12 protein-coding genes are annotated in these 14,382 nt (G+C 71.2%); 6 read left to right on the forward strand and 6 right to left on the reverse strand.

Features of this window, described 5'->3' with window-relative positions:
* Nucleotides 1-13 precede the first annotated feature (13 nt).
* Both ABZ840_RS32510 and ABZ840_RS32515 read left to right on the forward strand, forming a co-directional pair.
* Nucleotides 14-1,192, forward strand: a complete 1,179-nt coding sequence (locus ABZ840_RS32510) for an NAD(P)/FAD-dependent oxidoreductase (RefSeq protein WP_361565914.1) — start codon at nucleotides 14-16, stop codon at nucleotides 1,190-1,192.
* 311 nt (nucleotides 1,193-1,503) lie between these two features.
* Nucleotides 1,504-2,751, forward strand: coding sequence for a cytochrome P450 (locus ABZ840_RS32515; RefSeq protein WP_361565916.1), 1,248 nt, complete (start codon nucleotides 1,504-1,506; stop codon nucleotides 2,749-2,751).
* On the opposite strand, the gene ABZ840_RS32520 is transcribed toward ABZ840_RS32515, so the two are convergent.
* The 4 genes from ABZ840_RS32520 to ABZ840_RS32535 form a co-directional block, all read right to left on the reverse strand.
* Nucleotides 2,741-2,872: an Imm7 family immunity protein gene (locus tag ABZ840_RS32520; RefSeq protein ID WP_361565919.1), complete on the reverse strand. Its 132-nt coding sequence runs from the start codon at nucleotides 2,870-2,872 to the stop codon at nucleotides 2,741-2,743. The genes ABZ840_RS32515 and ABZ840_RS32520 overlap by 11 nt on opposite strands.
* Nucleotides 2,873-2,954: 82 nt before the next feature.
* Nucleotides 2,955-4,382, reverse strand: coding sequence for a VOC family protein (locus tag ABZ840_RS32525; protein ID WP_361566137.1), 1,428 nt, complete (start codon nucleotides 4,380-4,382; stop codon nucleotides 2,955-2,957).
* 84 nt (nucleotides 4,383-4,466) lie between these two features.
* The gene (locus tag ABZ840_RS32530) at nucleotides 4,467-5,642 is read right to left on the reverse strand and encodes an FAD-binding oxidoreductase (RefSeq protein ID WP_361565922.1); all 1,176 of its coding nucleotides are present in this window, start codon (nucleotides 5,640-5,642) and stop codon (nucleotides 4,467-4,469) included.
* A 199-nt stretch (nucleotides 5,643-5,841) separates the two neighbouring features.
* Entirely contained in the window at nucleotides 5,842-7,269 is a 1,428-nt protein-coding gene (locus ABZ840_RS32535) for a sugar porter family MFS transporter (protein ID WP_361565925.1), read from the reverse strand.
* A gap of 180 nt (nucleotides 7,270-7,449) precedes the next feature.
* On the opposite strand from ABZ840_RS32535, the gene ABZ840_RS32540 reads away from it, so the two are divergent.
* Together ABZ840_RS32540 and ABZ840_RS32545 are read left to right on the forward strand one after the other, a co-directional pair.
* Nucleotides 7,450-8,436, forward strand: a complete 987-nt coding sequence (locus tag ABZ840_RS32540) for a LacI family DNA-binding transcriptional regulator (RefSeq protein WP_361566139.1) — start codon at nucleotides 7,450-7,452, stop codon at nucleotides 8,434-8,436.
* Between the two features lie 160 nt (nucleotides 8,437-8,596).
* The gene (locus ABZ840_RS32545; RefSeq protein ID WP_052866532.1) at nucleotides 8,597-8,830 is read left to right on the forward strand and encodes a hypothetical protein; all 234 of its coding nucleotides are present in this window, start codon (nucleotides 8,597-8,599) and stop codon (nucleotides 8,828-8,830) included.
* A gap of 77 nt (nucleotides 8,831-8,907) precedes the next feature.
* On the opposite strand, the gene ABZ840_RS32550 is transcribed toward ABZ840_RS32545, so the two are convergent.
* A complete protein-coding gene (locus ABZ840_RS32550) occupies nucleotides 8,908-9,828 on the reverse strand; it encodes a LysR family transcriptional regulator (RefSeq protein WP_361565929.1) in 921 nt (306 codons plus the stop codon).
* Between the two features lie 72 nt (nucleotides 9,829-9,900).
* Between ABZ840_RS32550 and ABZ840_RS32555 the strand changes: the two genes are divergently transcribed.
* Both ABZ840_RS32555 and ABZ840_RS32560 read left to right on the forward strand, forming a co-directional pair.
* A complete protein-coding gene (locus ABZ840_RS32555; protein ID WP_361565932.1) occupies nucleotides 9,901-11,199 on the forward strand; it encodes an MFS transporter in 1,299 nt (432 codons plus the stop codon).
* Nucleotides 11,200-11,368: 169 nt separating this feature from the next.
* The gene (locus ABZ840_RS32560; protein ID WP_361565935.1) at nucleotides 11,369-12,799 is read left to right on the forward strand and encodes an MFS transporter; all 1,431 of its coding nucleotides are present in this window, start codon (nucleotides 11,369-11,371) and stop codon (nucleotides 12,797-12,799) included.
* A 66-nt stretch (nucleotides 12,800-12,865) separates the two neighbouring features.
* Here ABZ840_RS32560 and ABZ840_RS32565 read toward each other — a convergent pair whose 3' ends face one another.
* Nucleotides 12,866-13,882, reverse strand: coding sequence for a chitinase (locus ABZ840_RS32565; RefSeq protein WP_361566142.1), 1,017 nt, complete (start codon nucleotides 13,880-13,882; stop codon nucleotides 12,866-12,868).
* Nucleotides 13,883-14,382: the final 500 nt, after the last annotated feature.

The raw sequence follows: 14,382 nt of genomic DNA on the forward strand, positions 1-14,382 counted from the left end.
AAGGAGTACGGCCATGACTTCCCGCGCTTCCCACTCCCCCATCGCCATCGCCGGAGCCGGCCTCGGCGGGCTGGTCCTGGCCCGCGTCCTGCACCTGAACGGCATCGACGCCACCGTCTATGACCTGCAGGAATCCCGCCATTCCCGGACCCAGGGCGGCATGCTCGACATCCACACCGAGAGCGGTCAGGCCGCCCTGCGCGCCGCCGGGCTGCTCGACGACTTCCGTACGCTCGTACACCCCGGCGGCGAGGCCACCCGGGTGCTCGACCAGCACGGCACCCTGCACTGGGACGAGGCCGACGACGGGACGGGCGAGCGCCCGGAGGTCGACCGGGGCCGGCTGCGCGACCTACTGCTCGACTCGCTGCCCGAGGGCACCGTTCGGTGGGGGCACAAGGTCACCGGCGCCCGACCGCTGGGCGGCGGCGCGCACGAGGTGACGTTCGCCGACGGCTCGACCGCCACCACCGACCTGCTGATCGGCGCGGACGGCGCCTGGTCGCGCATCCGCCCCCTGCTCAGCGACGCGAGGCCGTCGTACACCGGCGTCTCCTTCGTCGAGGTGGACCTGCTCGACGCGGACGCCCGGCACCCGGACAGCGCGGCCGTCGTGGGCGGCGGCTCCCTCTTCGCGCTCGGCGGCGGCAAGGGCTTCCTCGGCCACCGCGAGTCCGACGGCAGCCTGCACATCTATGTCGCCGTACGGACCGGCGAGGAGTGGCTCGACTCGATCGACTTCTCCGATCCCGAGGGCGCGAAGACCGAGGTGCTGCGGCAGTTCGAAGGGTGGGACGCGAGCCTGCGGACGCTGGTGACGGAAGCGGACGGCCCACTGGTACCGCGGAAGATCAACGCACTGCCGGCCGGGCAGCGCTGGGAGCGCACCCCGGGCGTCACGCTGCTGGGCGACGCCGCGCACCTCATGTCGCCGTTCGCGGGCGAGGGCGCGAACCTCGCCATGCTCGACGGCGCCGAGCTCGCGCAGGCCATCGCCGCCCACCCCGGCGACACCGAGAAGGCACTCGCCGCGTACGAAGCAGCACTCTTCCCGCGCAGCGCCGAGAAGGCCGCCGAGTCCGCCGCAAACCTGGAACTCCTCTTCCAGGCGGACTTCATGGCCGACGACCTGGTCGCACTGTGGTCCGGGCCCGGCGGGGAGGAGACGAAGACAGCGGTCGAGGCGCCGTGACCGACCATGCCCCGCCGGTCGATCCAGCAGTTGCCAGCCCGCCCGCTTGCCTGTCTACCCGCCGCAGAGTTAAGTCATTCGATTGACTTAACTCTGCCTCGGGGTGTTCACTGCCCAGCGGACGCAATCCGTTGATCAGTACGGCCTGAAGCGACCAGAAGTAACTAGCGGTAACCAGGGGCAAGAGGCCGGAGGAGACCGTGTGCCCGGCACCGGCCATCCACCTCGGCGAGGACGCGTAAATCACAAGCAGCCCCGGATGCGCGCCGGCGGTCGCCGGACGCGTTCGGCCCGACCACCGGAGGACAGCCATGACCAGCACCGCGCCCACGCCGGACACCGCCCCAACAGGCATCCCCCACCTCCCCGACTTTCCCGATCCCCGGTCCGCCGCCTGTCCCTTCGGCGTCTCGGCGGAGATGCGTGCCCTGCGGGACCGCGGCCCGGTGAGCCGGGTCCGGTCGTGGGGCGAGAGCACTCCCTGGGTCGTCACCAGCCACGCCGAGCAGAAGGCCCTGCTCTCCGACCCCCGGCTCAGCGCCGACTTCTCGAACCCCGGCTTTCCCAGCCCCGTCGACCCCGAGAAGGCCGGCAAGGGGAAGCGGGACATGAGTTTCGTCGGCATGGACGACCCGGAACACGCGCGTCTGCGGCGCATGGTCAGCGGAGTCTTCACCATCAAGCGGATCGAGGCGCTGCGTCCCGCCGTAGAGCGGATGACGGACGGCTTCCTCGACAGCATGCTCGCGGGCCCCAAGCCCGCCGACCTGGTCCAGTCGCTCGCGCTGCCGCTCCCCTCGCTGGTCATCTCCGAACTGCTCGGAGTGCCCTACGAGGACCATGAGTTCTTCCAGCGCAACAGCAAGACCATCGTCTCCTCCGTCGCCACGGCCGAGGACCGGACCGCCGCCCACACCCATCTCGCCGAGTACCTCGACGACCTGGTCGGCAAGAAGATCACCGAACCCGGTGACGACCTGCTGTCCCAGCTCGGCGCGCGTATCGAGGCGGGCGAACTCACCCGTCACCAGGCGGCCACGATGGGCGTGCTGCTGCTCCTCGGCGGGCACGAAACCACCGCCAACATGATCACGCTGGGTACGCTCCTGCTGCTGGAGCACCCGGATCAGCTCGCCGTCGTCCGGGACACCGACGACCCCAAGGTGGTCGCCACCGCGGTGGAGGAACTGCTGCGCTACCTCTCCATCGTCCACCTCGGGCGGCGCCGGACCGCGCTGGAGGACATCGAGGTCGCCGGGCGGACCATCCGCGCCGGGGAGGGCGTCATCCTCCTCAGCGAACTCGCCAACCGCGACCCGCAGGTCTTCCCCGACCCCGACACCCTGGACATCACCCGCAACGCCCGCCCCCACCTGGCCTTCGGCGCCGGCACCCACCACTGCGTCGGCCAGCCCCTGGCCCGGATGGAGCTCCAGGTCCTCTACCCCACCCTCTTCCGCCGCATCCCCACCCTGCGCACCGCCGTCGACCTGGAGCAACTCCCCTTCACACACGATGCCGTCATCTACGGCGTGCACGAACTGCCCGTCACATGGTGAAGGGGTCCTCCACCGTCGGAACGATCGGCGAGAGCAACGCCTCGGTGTGCTGAGTGACCGTGCCACGGGCGAGCCTGAGCACACGTACCTCGGGCGCCTGGCCGCAGTGTGCAGCGGTCATGCCGCCGGTGGCCGGCGCCTCGTACAGGCCATCTCGGTGAGTAGTGCGGTGCGGGTCATGGCGCTACCTACGGGGTGGAGGATCAGCTGCGGAGGCCACCGAATTCCCGGTCGTCGCCCAGTCCCCGGACATCGCCGAGTCCCAGTGCCCCGGCGACCCGCGCGAGGGAGTCGTCGCGCTGCCGGGCGTAGAGCGTGAACGGGTCGAGTACCTCGCGTTCGATGGCGCCGGAGAGCCGGTCGGCGTCGTAGGCGGTGGCTTCCTGTGTGGTGTTGCGGGTGCCCTCGCCGGTGAGGTTGGACTGGAAGATGCCGGCGGCGGAGCGAGGCAGGAAGTCCTCGTAGACGATGGGTCGCGCGTGGACCCAGCCCTGCCGCACCAGCTCGCCGAGGCCCGACGGCGGGCGGCTGCCGTCCCGCGGGCGGTCGGGGACGACGTGGTAGGTGAAGTAGCCCAGCCCTTCGGCGGCGAGCTGCTCCTCGCCGGCGGGCATGTGGCGTTCCCACACGGCACGGGCGATGTCGGCGCGGGACTCGCCCGTGCCCTGCGCGGCCTGCTGGTCGACGCGGCCGAGCAGTTCGTCGTAGCGGGCCCGGCCCTCGCGGGTGAGGGCGATGCCGCGGGCCTCGACCTCGCCGAAGCGTACGCGCAGGGCGCCGGTGCGCACGGTGCCGTCGGGGGCGCGCATCGCGCGCTTCTCGGCGAGGGCGCGGAAGGAGGTCTGCCGCAGCAGGACGTCGGGCCCGTGCCAGGCCGGCGGCCCCTGGATGGCGTCGATCATCTCGATGCCCCGCTCGGTCATGCGCCGGTACAGCTCGTCGATGTCCAGGACGCGCGGGGTGAGGTGGTTGATGTGGGTGCTGCGTACGCCGCCGATGTCCGCGGCGACGGCCGAGACCCGCTCCAGCGTTTCGTACCAGGCCGCATCGACCGGCTCGGCGGACAACTCGAAGGACTGGACGGCCAGCTGAAGGAAGCATTCGGCGTCGTCGGCGGGCAGTTCCCGCTCACGGGTGGCGCGGTCGGCCAGCGCGAGCAGCTCCGGGGGGAACAGTTCGCGGCCGGCGAGGAAGGTCTCCAGGCGGGAGCGCAGGTCGGCGTCGAAGAAGCGCGGGTCGGCCGGGGTGAGCATGGAGGTGAACACCCGGAAGGGGTTGCGCGCCAGTTCGTCGCGGTCGACGGGGCGGAAGGCGGTGGAGACGACGGGTACGGCGCTGGCGGCGGCCTCCCGCAGGTCGTAGAAGCCGACCGGGTGCATGCCCAGGGCGGCGAAGACGCGGGCGACCTGCTGCATCTCGCGCGGGGTGCCGACGCGGATGGCTCCGTGCCGTTCGGCGGTCACCCGGCCGATGGAGCCGAGCCGTTCGGCGTCGGCTCCGCGGGCGCGCAGGACGTCCTCGTTGACCTCGCGCGAGACGTCCACGAGCGTGGTGTAGGCGGGTACTTCCCGGCCGTACATCTCCGACAGCCGCGTCGCGAACGCGGCGCGCAGCTGCCACTGGCTGATCATTGACATGGTCTGCCGGTCTGCCTTTCGGTCGGAGTCGGGTTCACACCACATGGGTCATCGGTTCGCGCCACGTGGGCATCGGGTTCACACCACGTGGGCTTCGGGCCGGGTGGTCCCGGCGCCGTGGCGGAAGCGGTCGGCGCTGAGCGGGGCGACGTCGGTGCACGGCTCGCGCTCCAGGTACAGGTCGCGCATGATCTCGCCGACCGCGGGTGCCTGGAGGAAGCCGTGGCCGGAAAATCCGGCGGCGTAGAGGAAGTTGGCGTACTCGGCGGAGCGGCCGATGAGCGCGTTGTGGTCCGGTGTGACCTCGTACAGGCCGGCCCACCCGCCGTCCGTCGGCATGTCCGCGAGGGCGGGGGCGCGGCGGCGTGCCGCGGCGCGGAACAGCTCCAGCCACTCCGGGGTCCAGGTGGTGTCGAACCCCTCGGGCTCGTCGGGGTCGGCGAGCCCGAACAGCAGCCCGTCGTCGCTGTTGTGGAAGTAGGCGGTGGAGGAGAAGTCGATGGTGAACGGGATACGGGGCGCGGGCGGGGTGAGCGGCTCGGTGAACGACAGTTGGCGGCGTACGGGTCGTACCGGGAGGCGGGTGCCGATCATGTCGCCGATCCGGGCCGTCCAGGCGCCCGCCGTGCAGATCACCGTGGCGCAGGCGATGCGGCCCCGGTTCGTGTGCACGACGGTCACCCGGTCGCCGGCCGTGTCGAGGCCGGTGACCGCGGTGTGCGTGGCGAGGGTGACGCCGGCCCGCGCCGCGGCGCGCGCGTACCCCTGTACGACCAGTGCGGGGCGGGCGTGGCCGTCGGCGGGCGAGTAGGCGGCGGCCACCAGCCCGTCGGTGCTGACGTAGGGGCACAGGCGTTGCGCCTCGTCGGGGCCGATCATGCGGCTCGGTACGCCGAGGCCGTTCTGGATGTCCACCCCGGCCTCGAACTCCTTCGCCTGCTGCGCGGTGTCGAGCAGGAAGAGGTAGCCGACGGTGTCGAGCCGGATGCCGGCGCCCGGCCGGCGCGGGAAGTCCCGGTAGGCGTGGAGGCTGCGGTGGCCCAGTTCGATGTTGAGCGGGTCGGAGAACTGGGCGCGTACCCCGCCGATCGGCTTTCCCGAGCTGCCGCAGCCCAGGTCACCGCGTTCGACGACGACGATGTTGCGCACCCCGGCCTCGGCGAGGTGGAACGCTGTACTGGCACCCATCACCCCACCGCCGATGATCACGACGTCGGCGGTGGACGGAACGGTACGTAAGGTGGAGGAGGTCAACGGCCGGTCCCTTCCCGGGGGCCGCTCCCGGCGAGTGACGAGACCTCGGTGCCCGGGGCGCGGCGCGGACTGACAGTGCGGGGGCGGTGCCGATCAACAGACTGCCCGACATCGTGCAACAGCCCGTCCGTTGACGTCCATCAATGCTTTCTGCACGGCCGACCGGCGACGGCCGCCTCGCCAGAGGTTTCCGGGGTGGTTACGAGTACCGCGCCCGCAGTTCCGTCTCCAGCGTTTCCAGGGAGCGGCCCTTGGTCTCGGGGACGTAGCGCTTGACGAAGGCGATGGCGAGGACGCCCAGCACGACGAAGACGAAGAACGTCGCGGAGACGCCGAGGCCGGAGACCAGGGAGGGGAAGACCAGGCCGATGGCGAAGTTCGTCAGCCACAGGACGACCGCCGCGACGCCCATGCCGAAGCCGCGCATCCGCATCGGGAACAGCTCGGAGAGCATCAGCCAGGTGACCGGGGAGATCGCGCCCTGCTGGAAGCCGAGGAAGGTGACGGTCATGGCGAGGACGGCGAAGGCGCGGCCGTCCCCGGCGGGCAGCGTCATGGAGAAGACGCCGATGAGCAGCAGCGCGACGGTGGTGCCGAGCTGGCCGGCCAGCAGCATGGGGCGGCGGTTGACGCGGCCGAGCAGCCAGATGCCGACGAAGGTGGCCAGTACGGAGATCACGCCGTTGGCGATGTTCGCGGTCAGGGCGCTGTCGGCGGCGAATCCGGCGTCGGTGAGGATCTGGGTGCCGTAGTACATGATCGTGTTGACGCCGGTGATCTGCTGGACGACGGCGATGCCGAAGCCCACCCACATCAGGCGGCGGATCCACGGGGTGGCCCGCAGGTCCCGCCACCCGCCGATCTTCTCCTGCTCGTCCTTGACGGCGAGCGCGGAGACCTCGCTCAGCTCGGCCTCGGCCCGCTGCCGGGACCGCACCTGCTTCAGCACCTCGAACGCGTCGTTGAACCGGCCCTGGGCGGCCAGCCAGCGGGGGCTCTCGGGCATCACGAGCATGCCCAGCCACAGGACGACCGCGGGCACGGTGGCGAGGACGAGCATCCAGCGCCAGACGCCGCCGGACTCGCCGCCGAGGCGCGCGATACCCGCGTTGGAGGTGAACGCGAGCAACTGGCCGGTGACGATCATCAGTTCGTTACGGGTGACCAGCCCGCCGCGCCACTCGGCCGGGGAGATCTCGGCAAGGTAGACGGGCACGGTCACCGAGGCGCCGCCGACCGCGAGGCCGAGGACGAAGCGCGCCAGGATCATGACCTCGGTGCTGGGCGCGAGCGTGGCGCCCAGCGCACCGAAGAAGAAGAACACCGCGAGGACGAGGATGTTGCGGCGCCGGCCACGGGCGTCGGAGAGCTTGCCGCCGGTGACCGCGCCGAGTGCGGCGCCGAGCAGCAGCGAGCTCGTGACCAGGCCCTCCATGAAGGGTGTGAGGCCGAGGTCGTCCTTCATGTACGGCAGGGCGCCGTTGATGACGCCGGTGTCGTAGCCGAAGAGCAGCCCGCCGAAGGTGGCGATGACGGTGATGACACGCAGGCGGCGTCGCACGGGCCGCGGTGCGTCCTCGCCGAAGGCGGGTGGCACGCCGCGTGGGGAAGCGTCCGTGACGTTCATTGACGTCTCCTTGCGTGGGAGGAACGATGCTGTCGCGCTCTACTAGCGCGCTCCAGTTGGCCAGAACGATGGCGTTGTTCAAATGTCATGTCAATAGGTTGTTACGAGGAAGTTGCCTCCATGGCGTCCCGCGCGGGAGGGTGACAGCAGGTGGAAACGCACGGCAATCGGCGCCCCACCATGGCCGACGTCGCCGCCCGCGCCGGGGTGTCGCGGGCACTGGTCTCGATCGTCTTCCGCGGCGAAGCCGGGGCGAGCGCCGCGACCCGGGAACGCGTCCTGCGCGTCGCCGACGAGCTGGGCTACCGCCCGGACACCGCGGCCCGGCTCCTCGCCCGTGGACACAGCCGCACGCTCGGCGTGCTGCTCACCCTGCACCAGCCCTTCGACGCCGACCTCGCCGAGGCAGTGCACCCCGAGGCCGAGAAGCGCGGCTACGACGTCCTGCTCTCCACCAACGCGCCGGGCCGCTCCGCGCGCAAGGCCGTGGAGGCGCTGCTCAGCCACCGCTGCGAGGCGCTGATCCTGCTCGGGCCGGGGGCCGGCACCACGTACCTGGACGAGCTGGGGCGGCACACGGTCGCGGTGTCCGTCGGCCGCCGCATCACCAGCGCCCACGTCGACAACGTGCACACCGCGGAGGCCAAGGGCGTACGCCAGGCCATGGACCACCTCCTCGGCCTCGGGCACCGCAGGATCGTCCACGTCGACGGCGGACGCGACCCCGGCTCGGCGGAACGGCGGCGCGCCTACCGTGCCGCGATGCGCCGCCACGGCCTCGGCGACGACATCCGCGTCATCCCGGGCCGGCACACCGAGGCGGCCGGTGCAGCGGCGGCCCGGCTGATGCTCGCGGAACAGCGGCTGCCCACGGCCGTACTGGCGGGCAACGACCGGAGCGCGCTGGGCCTGATGATGGCGTTCGCGCGGGCCGGGCTCGACGTACCGGACGATGTGTCGGTGGTGGGGTACGACGACAGCCACCTCTCGCACCTCATGCCCGTGGGCCTGACCACCGTCCGCCAGGACCCGGCCCGGCTGGCCGAGCACGCGGTACGGTTCGCCGTCGAGCGGCTGGAGGGCGAGGGGGTGGCGCCGCGCGAGGCGGTACTCGACCCGAAGCTCGTGGTGCGGGCGTCGACGGGCCTCCCGCGCGACGACGGGTGAGCGCCACCGGCCGAGGGTGACACCCGTGCACGGACACAACGCGCTCAGAGGCCGGAGCACCGGCTCGTTGTGTGCTGGCGCGGCTCCGGTTCCGGTGGGAACTTGGGGGTGCGGCGACCCTTGCCCCGCCCGTCGCCGGAGACGGATGGAGGGATTCCCCATGGCGGAGTGCGAAGTCTGCGGTAATGACTACGAGTTGGCGTTCGAAGTGCGGGCCGCCGGAGCGGTGCACGTCTTCGACAGCCTGGAGTGCGCGGCCCAGCGCATGGCCCCGGTCTGCGACAACTGCAACTGCCGGATCCTGGGCCACGGCCTGCAGTCGGACGGCCAGTTCTACTGCTGCGCCCACTGCGCACGGCAGAAGGGCCATGCCCAACTGGTCGACCACGCCTGACGATTCACCACCGCGCCCGACCACCGCCCGGCGGAGGCAGGCAGGCCGTACGGCTGAGACAGGCGATCCGTACGGAGCTATCTCCTGCCGGGCGGGAACAGGCCGGAGGACGTCGTCTTGATGAGGTCGAGCGCTTGCGCGACGACCGGGTGGCGGGCGGCACCGTTGCGGGTGGCCGCCAGGATCCGTCGCGCAGGCGCGGGCTCTCCCCACAGGGGGACGCGCTCGACGGGCCATCCGGTGTTGATGCGTGCGAGGCGCGGTACCAGGATCACACCGAGCCCCTGGGCGACCATCGCCTGTCCCGTCTCCCACTCGTCGGCCTGGTGGGCGAAGTGCGGAGTGAAGCCCGCCGACATGCACACGCCTACGACCAGCTGGTGGTAGGTGCTGCCCGGAGTGCCGAGGATCCACGGTTCGCGGGCCGCGTCCGCCAGGGTGACCCTCTTCTGCCCCGCCAGCGGGTGGTCGGCCGGCACGATCAGGTCGAGCGGATCGTCGAGCAGGGGCTGCTGGTCGAAGCGATCGTCGCTCAGCGGCGGCGAGTCGGACGTGACCACCACCAGGCCGAGGTCGGCCTCCCCGGCAAGGAGCAGTTCGAAGCAGCGCGCCGGTTCCGCCTCCACCAGGCGAACGGTCAGCCGCGCGTAGCGGTCCCGCAGCGCCGCGGCGGCGGGCGGCAGCAGGTGGGTCGCGGCCGTGGAGAAGCCGCAGAGGGTGAAGCTGCCCGTCGGCTCCTCGGCCGTCGCGGCCAGCTCGCTGCGCGCCTGCTCCCACTGCGCCTGCATGACGACGGTGTGCCGCAGCACCGTACGCGCCGCCGGCGTGAGCTGGATACCGCGCCCCGAGGGCTCGATCAGTTTGACGCCGAGCTGCTCGGCCAGCTGCCGCAGCTGGTAGGAGACCGCGGACGGTGTGTAGCCCATGACCTCGGCGGCGGCCGTGACGCCTCCGTAGCGGTCGACCATCTGCAGGACCTTGAGCTTCGGATCAATCATGCAAATATTCTGCACGGTCGCCTCCAAAGCCATTCGATTGTGCGCGTGAGTCGCAGATGTCACTCTGCGTGCGTGTTGTCCACGAGTCTTTTCGGACGCCGCCGGCGGATCTCCCGCTCAGCCGCGTCCCCCTCGCGTACCCGCCGCAGCCGGGCGACGGGGCTCTACGTGCTGGTCGTGCTCACGTTCGGGGCCTGTCTCCCCAGCTCGCTCCACCCCGGTTACCAGGTCGGCCTGCACGCCGACGAGCTGACCATGACGCTGCTCCACGCCGTCTTCGCGCTGGTCAGCGCCCCCGCACTGCTGCTGCTCGGCCCGGTCTCGGACGCCTTCGGGCCGCGGCCGGTCCTGCGTGCGGGCATCGCGCTCGCGGCTCTGGGTTCGGCCTGTTTCGCCTTCGGCCCGGGGCCGGCATGGCTCATCGCCGGGAGCGCCGCGCAGGGCCTGGCCGTCGGGGCGACCACCGGTGCGGCCGCCGCGCTCGTCAGCGGGGGGACCGCGGGGCGCGGGGCGGTGCTCGCCGGCATCGCCTTCGTGGCGGGCACCGCGTCCGGCGCCACCGTCGGTGGCTTCCTCGCCCAGTACGCACCGGCCCCGTACGTCCTGCCCTTCCTGCTGCACCTGGTCCTGCTGGCGCTCGCCGCGTACCGGGTCTCCGCCCTCGCGCCCACCGCTGTCGCCGTGCCGGAAGGCCGCCGGCGGCCGGCCCTCCCCCGCATTCCCCGGGGCATGCGGGCAGTGTTCGCCACGGCCTCGGCCGTCGGTTTCCTGGCCTGGACGACGGCCGGTCTGTTCCTCGCGATCATCCCGGCCCTGCCGGCCCGGTCCGGTCACCACAACATGGCGGTCACCGGCTCGATCCTGGGTGCCGTACTGGTCTGCTCCGCACTCACCCAGCCCCTGGTCGGGCGGCTCGGCACGCGCCAGGCGCAGCTCGCCGGTCTCGCGGCCCTCCTGGTCAGCCTCTCCCTGCTGTCGCTCACCGCGGGCAGGTCGACCGCGCTCACCCTGGTCGCGGCCGTGGTGGCGGGCGCCGGGCACGGTCTGGCCTGTGCCGGAGCGGCCGCGGCGGTCGACGCCAAGGCCCCCGACCGGGCACGCGGCGCCCTCACCGGGGCCCTCTACCTCTCCTTCTACCTGGGCGCCGGCCTCCCGGCCGTGGCCGTCGGGCTGCCGGCCGTCCCGTTCTCCCTGACCACGGCCACGTTCCTGGTGACCTCGCTCGCCGCGCTGCTCGTCCTGGTGACGAGCGTCGCGGTCGCCGAGGTCGACCGCACTCCGGCCGGCCGGACCCGCACCCGCGTGCCCGGCCGGAAGGTGGAAATCGTCTACATCGAAGTGAGGCCCACTCAGCACGACCTTTCCGCCTGAGCCGTCGTTCCGCCGGCGAGAGCCACCGGGACGCCGGCTCCGGCGCCACCTCAGCCACCAAGGCTGTGAATCGCACGCAGCGCCCGCCGAAGCCCTTCGGGGCACTCGTGCCGCGCTGAATCGCGCTCCCGGCGGCCTCCGCCGGGAGCGATGTTTGAGGGAGTTCTCTGTGCCGGCTGCACATGCCGATACCGAATCCGTCACCCGGAAACCGCTGACGGCCGACGAGGTCACGGTCACCGACCCCAAAGTGACCAGACGGGCCATCAGCGCGGCGGCGGTCGGAAACATCACCGAGTGGTTCGACTTCGGTGTCTTCGCCAACCTGACGCCGGTGCTCACCGCGGTGTTCTTCACCGGCGCGAGCGAGACCGTCGGCACGATCGGCACGCTCGGCCTGTTCGCCGTCGCCTTCCTGGTCCGTCCGCTCGGCGGCATGTTCTTCGGCCCCCTCGGGGACCGCATCGGACGCACCAAGGTGCTGTCCCTCACCGTCATCATGATGGCGATCGGCACCTTCGTCATCGCCTTCATACCCGGCTACGAGACCTGGGGCCCGGCGGCTCCCCTGCTGATGCTGCTCGCCCGGCTCGTCCAGGGCTTCTCCACCGGTGGCGAGTACGGCGGCGCGATGACCTTCATCGCCGAGTACGCGCCCGACAAGAAGCGCGGCTTCCTCGGCAGCTGGCTGGAGTTCGGCACGCTGACCGGCTACCTGCTCGGCGGCGTGGCCGGCCTGGTCATCCAGTTGCCCGGCGTGATGTCCCACGAGGACCTGCTCTCCTGGGGCTGGCGCATCCCGTTCCTGATCTCCGGGCCGATCGGCATCATCGGCCTCTACCTCCGCCTGAAGCTGGAGGACACCCCCGCGTTCCAGGCCGTCGTCGCGGAGACGAAGGGCCGCGAGGGCAACCAGACCCTCAAGGAGATCCGCAAGATCTTCGTCCGGTACTGGCGGCCGATGCTGATCTGCATGGGCCTGGTGCTCGTCTTCAACGTCACCAACTACATGCTCACCACGTACATGCTGGAGTACATCGGCAAGTTCGCCCCCGCGGTCAGCGCCACCTGGGCGCAGCTGCTGGAGATCGCCGTCCTGGCGCTGGGCATGCTGCTCATCACCTTCGTCGGCCGGCTCTCCGACCGCGTCGGCCGCAAGCCGGTGCTGTACTTCGGCTGCGGCATGCTGATCGTGCTCGGCGTGCCCTCCGTGCTCCTGATCCAGCAGAACACCCTGACGACGGTCTTCCTCGGCCTGACGCTGATGTCGCTGATGCTGCTCTGCTTCAACAGCACCGTGCCGTCCACGCTGCCGGCGCTCTTCCCCACCGAGATCCGCTACGGCGGCCTGTCGATCGCCTTCAACATCTCCGTCTCGCTCTTCGGCGGCACCACCGCCGTCATCAACGCCCTGCTGATCCAGGGCACCGGAGACATCAACGTGCCCGGCTACTACCTCATGGCCGCCGGCGCGATCGGCGCCGTCGCCTGCTGGTTCGCCACGGAATCCGCAGGCCGCCCCCTCCCCGGCTCGGCCCCCGCGGTGGCTACCCGCGCCGAGGCCCGCGACCTCGCACTCGCGAGCACCGGCACTCGCTGAACGGGGAGCGGCGCCTCAGGGGCGGGCGGCTTCTTCACCCGTCCGCCCCTGAGGCGCATCCGGACGTCAGCGGCCCTGCAGCGTCCTGACGTTGTCGCCGAAGGTCCAGCCCTTGGAGCCGTCCCAGTTGAGGGACCAGGTCATCAGGCCCTTGAGGCTGTTGTTGTAGTGCTTCCAGGCCTGGGAGACCTGGGCGGTGGACAGGTATCCGCCGCCGGCGCCCGGTTGGGCGGGCAGGCCCGGTACCTGCTTGTCGTAGGGCACCTTGATGGTGGTGCCCTGTACGACCAGGCCCTTGTTGAGGCAGTCCGTCTGCGCGGTGAAGCCCTCGACGGTGCCGGCGGAGTAGGAGTCGCCGGAGCAGCCGTACATGCTGCCGTTGTAGTACTGCATGTTCAGCCACCACAGGCGGCCGTTGTCCGCATACTTCTTGATGACCGGCAGGTACGCGCCCCAGATCGAGCCGTACGTCACGCTGCCGCCGGTGACGTACGCGGTCTCGGGGGCCATCGTCAGGCCGAAGTTCGACGGCATCTGCGCGAGCACGCCGTCGATGATCCGGATGAGGTTGGCCTGCGAGGCCGAGAGCCGGCTGATGTTGCCACTGCCGGTGAGGCCGGTCTCGATGTCGATGTCGATGCCGTCGAAGTTGTACTTCTTCAGGATCGGCACGATGGTCGCGACGAACCGGTCGGCGACGGCGGTGGAGTTGAGGTCGATGCCGGCCGTGGCACCGCCGATGGACATCAGGAGCGTGGCGCCGTTCGCCTTCGCCTGGCACATCTCGGCGGGCGTGGCGACCTTCACCGTGGCGTCCATGCCGTCCTCCCAGAGGACGGTGCCGTCCGAACGGATCACCGGGAACGCCGCGTTGATGACGTTGTAGCCGTGCGCACCGATGCGGGAGTCGGTGATCGGGATCCAGCCGAGCCCCGGGTGGACGCCGTTCGTTGCGCCGTCCCAGTTTTCCCAGTAGCCCTGGAGCACCTTGCCCGTGGGCCGGGACTTCACCGCGCAGGTGTCGGCCTGCGGCGCGGCGGGTGCGGCGGCGGCCGGCAGCTGTGCGGCACACACCAGCGCCAGCCCGGCACCCAGCAGACGGAGAGCCTTACCGATCACGTCGTGTCCTCTCTCGCCATGGCGCGCGGAGATCCGAGTCGTCATGGCCGGGATGACCGGATGAGTGGGCACACCGTAGATTGGTCCAGACCTAGGGTCAATAGGTCTGGACCACTTGAGGATCGAGGGGATGCCGACCGGTTCGTGAGCCGGCTAGTCCGTGAGGATGTCGGTGAGGTGGGCTTCGACCGGCTCGTCGGCGTCGTCGAGTTCCCAGAACAGGGTGAGGATCAGTCCGAGGGGGCCGGTTCCCCGGCCTCCCTTTGCCCGGGGGGGGCGGCTACGGCGGGGTGTCGATGAGGCCGGGAGAAGTCCCAGGTGCCCTCCGGCGCTCCGGTCCCCCGGCACCACCGGGCGAACTCCCGGGACCGGGCTTCCAGCCAGGACGGCAGGTCAGGATGCTGCTCGCCGCCGGCGGGAGCCTGGTGTGGTGGATGCGCCGCCGTAGGACGGCGGGGCCGGCG

Source organism: Streptomyces sp. NPDC047117 (assembly GCF_040643545.1).
GTDB lineage: Bacteria > Actinomycetota > Actinomycetes > Streptomycetales > Streptomycetaceae > Streptomyces.

Bases quoted from the DNA above. Each gene is read 5' to 3' on its own strand.
- ABZ840_RS32520 (WP_361565919.1), bottom strand. From the start codon at position 2,872: ATGACCGCTGCACACTGCGGCCAGGCGCCCGAGGTACGTGTGCTCAGG.
- ABZ840_RS32545 (WP_052866532.1), top strand. From the start codon at position 8,597: ATGGCGGAGTGCGAAGTCTGCGGTAATGACTACGAGTTGGCGTTCGAA.
- ABZ840_RS32550 (WP_361565929.1), bottom strand. From the start codon at position 9,828: ATGATTGATCCGAAGCTCAAGGTCCTGCAGATGGTCGACCGCTACGGA.
- ABZ840_RS32525 (WP_361566137.1), bottom strand. From the start codon at position 4,382: ATGATCAGCCAGTGGCAGCTGCGCGCCGCGTTCGCGACGCGGCTGTCG.
- ABZ840_RS32540 (WP_361566139.1), top strand. From the start codon at position 7,450: ATGGCCGACGTCGCCGCCCGCGCCGGGGTGTCGCGGGCACTGGTCTCG.
- ABZ840_RS32510 (WP_361565914.1), top strand. From the start codon at position 14: ATGACTTCCCGCGCTTCCCACTCCCCCATCGCCATCGCCGGAGCCGGC.
- ABZ840_RS32515 (WP_361565916.1), top strand. From the start codon at position 1,504: ATGACCAGCACCGCGCCCACGCCGGACACCGCCCCAACAGGCATCCCC.
- ABZ840_RS32535 (WP_361565925.1), bottom strand. From the start codon at position 7,269: ATGAACGTCACGGACGCTTCCCCACGCGGCGTGCCACCCGCCTTCGGC.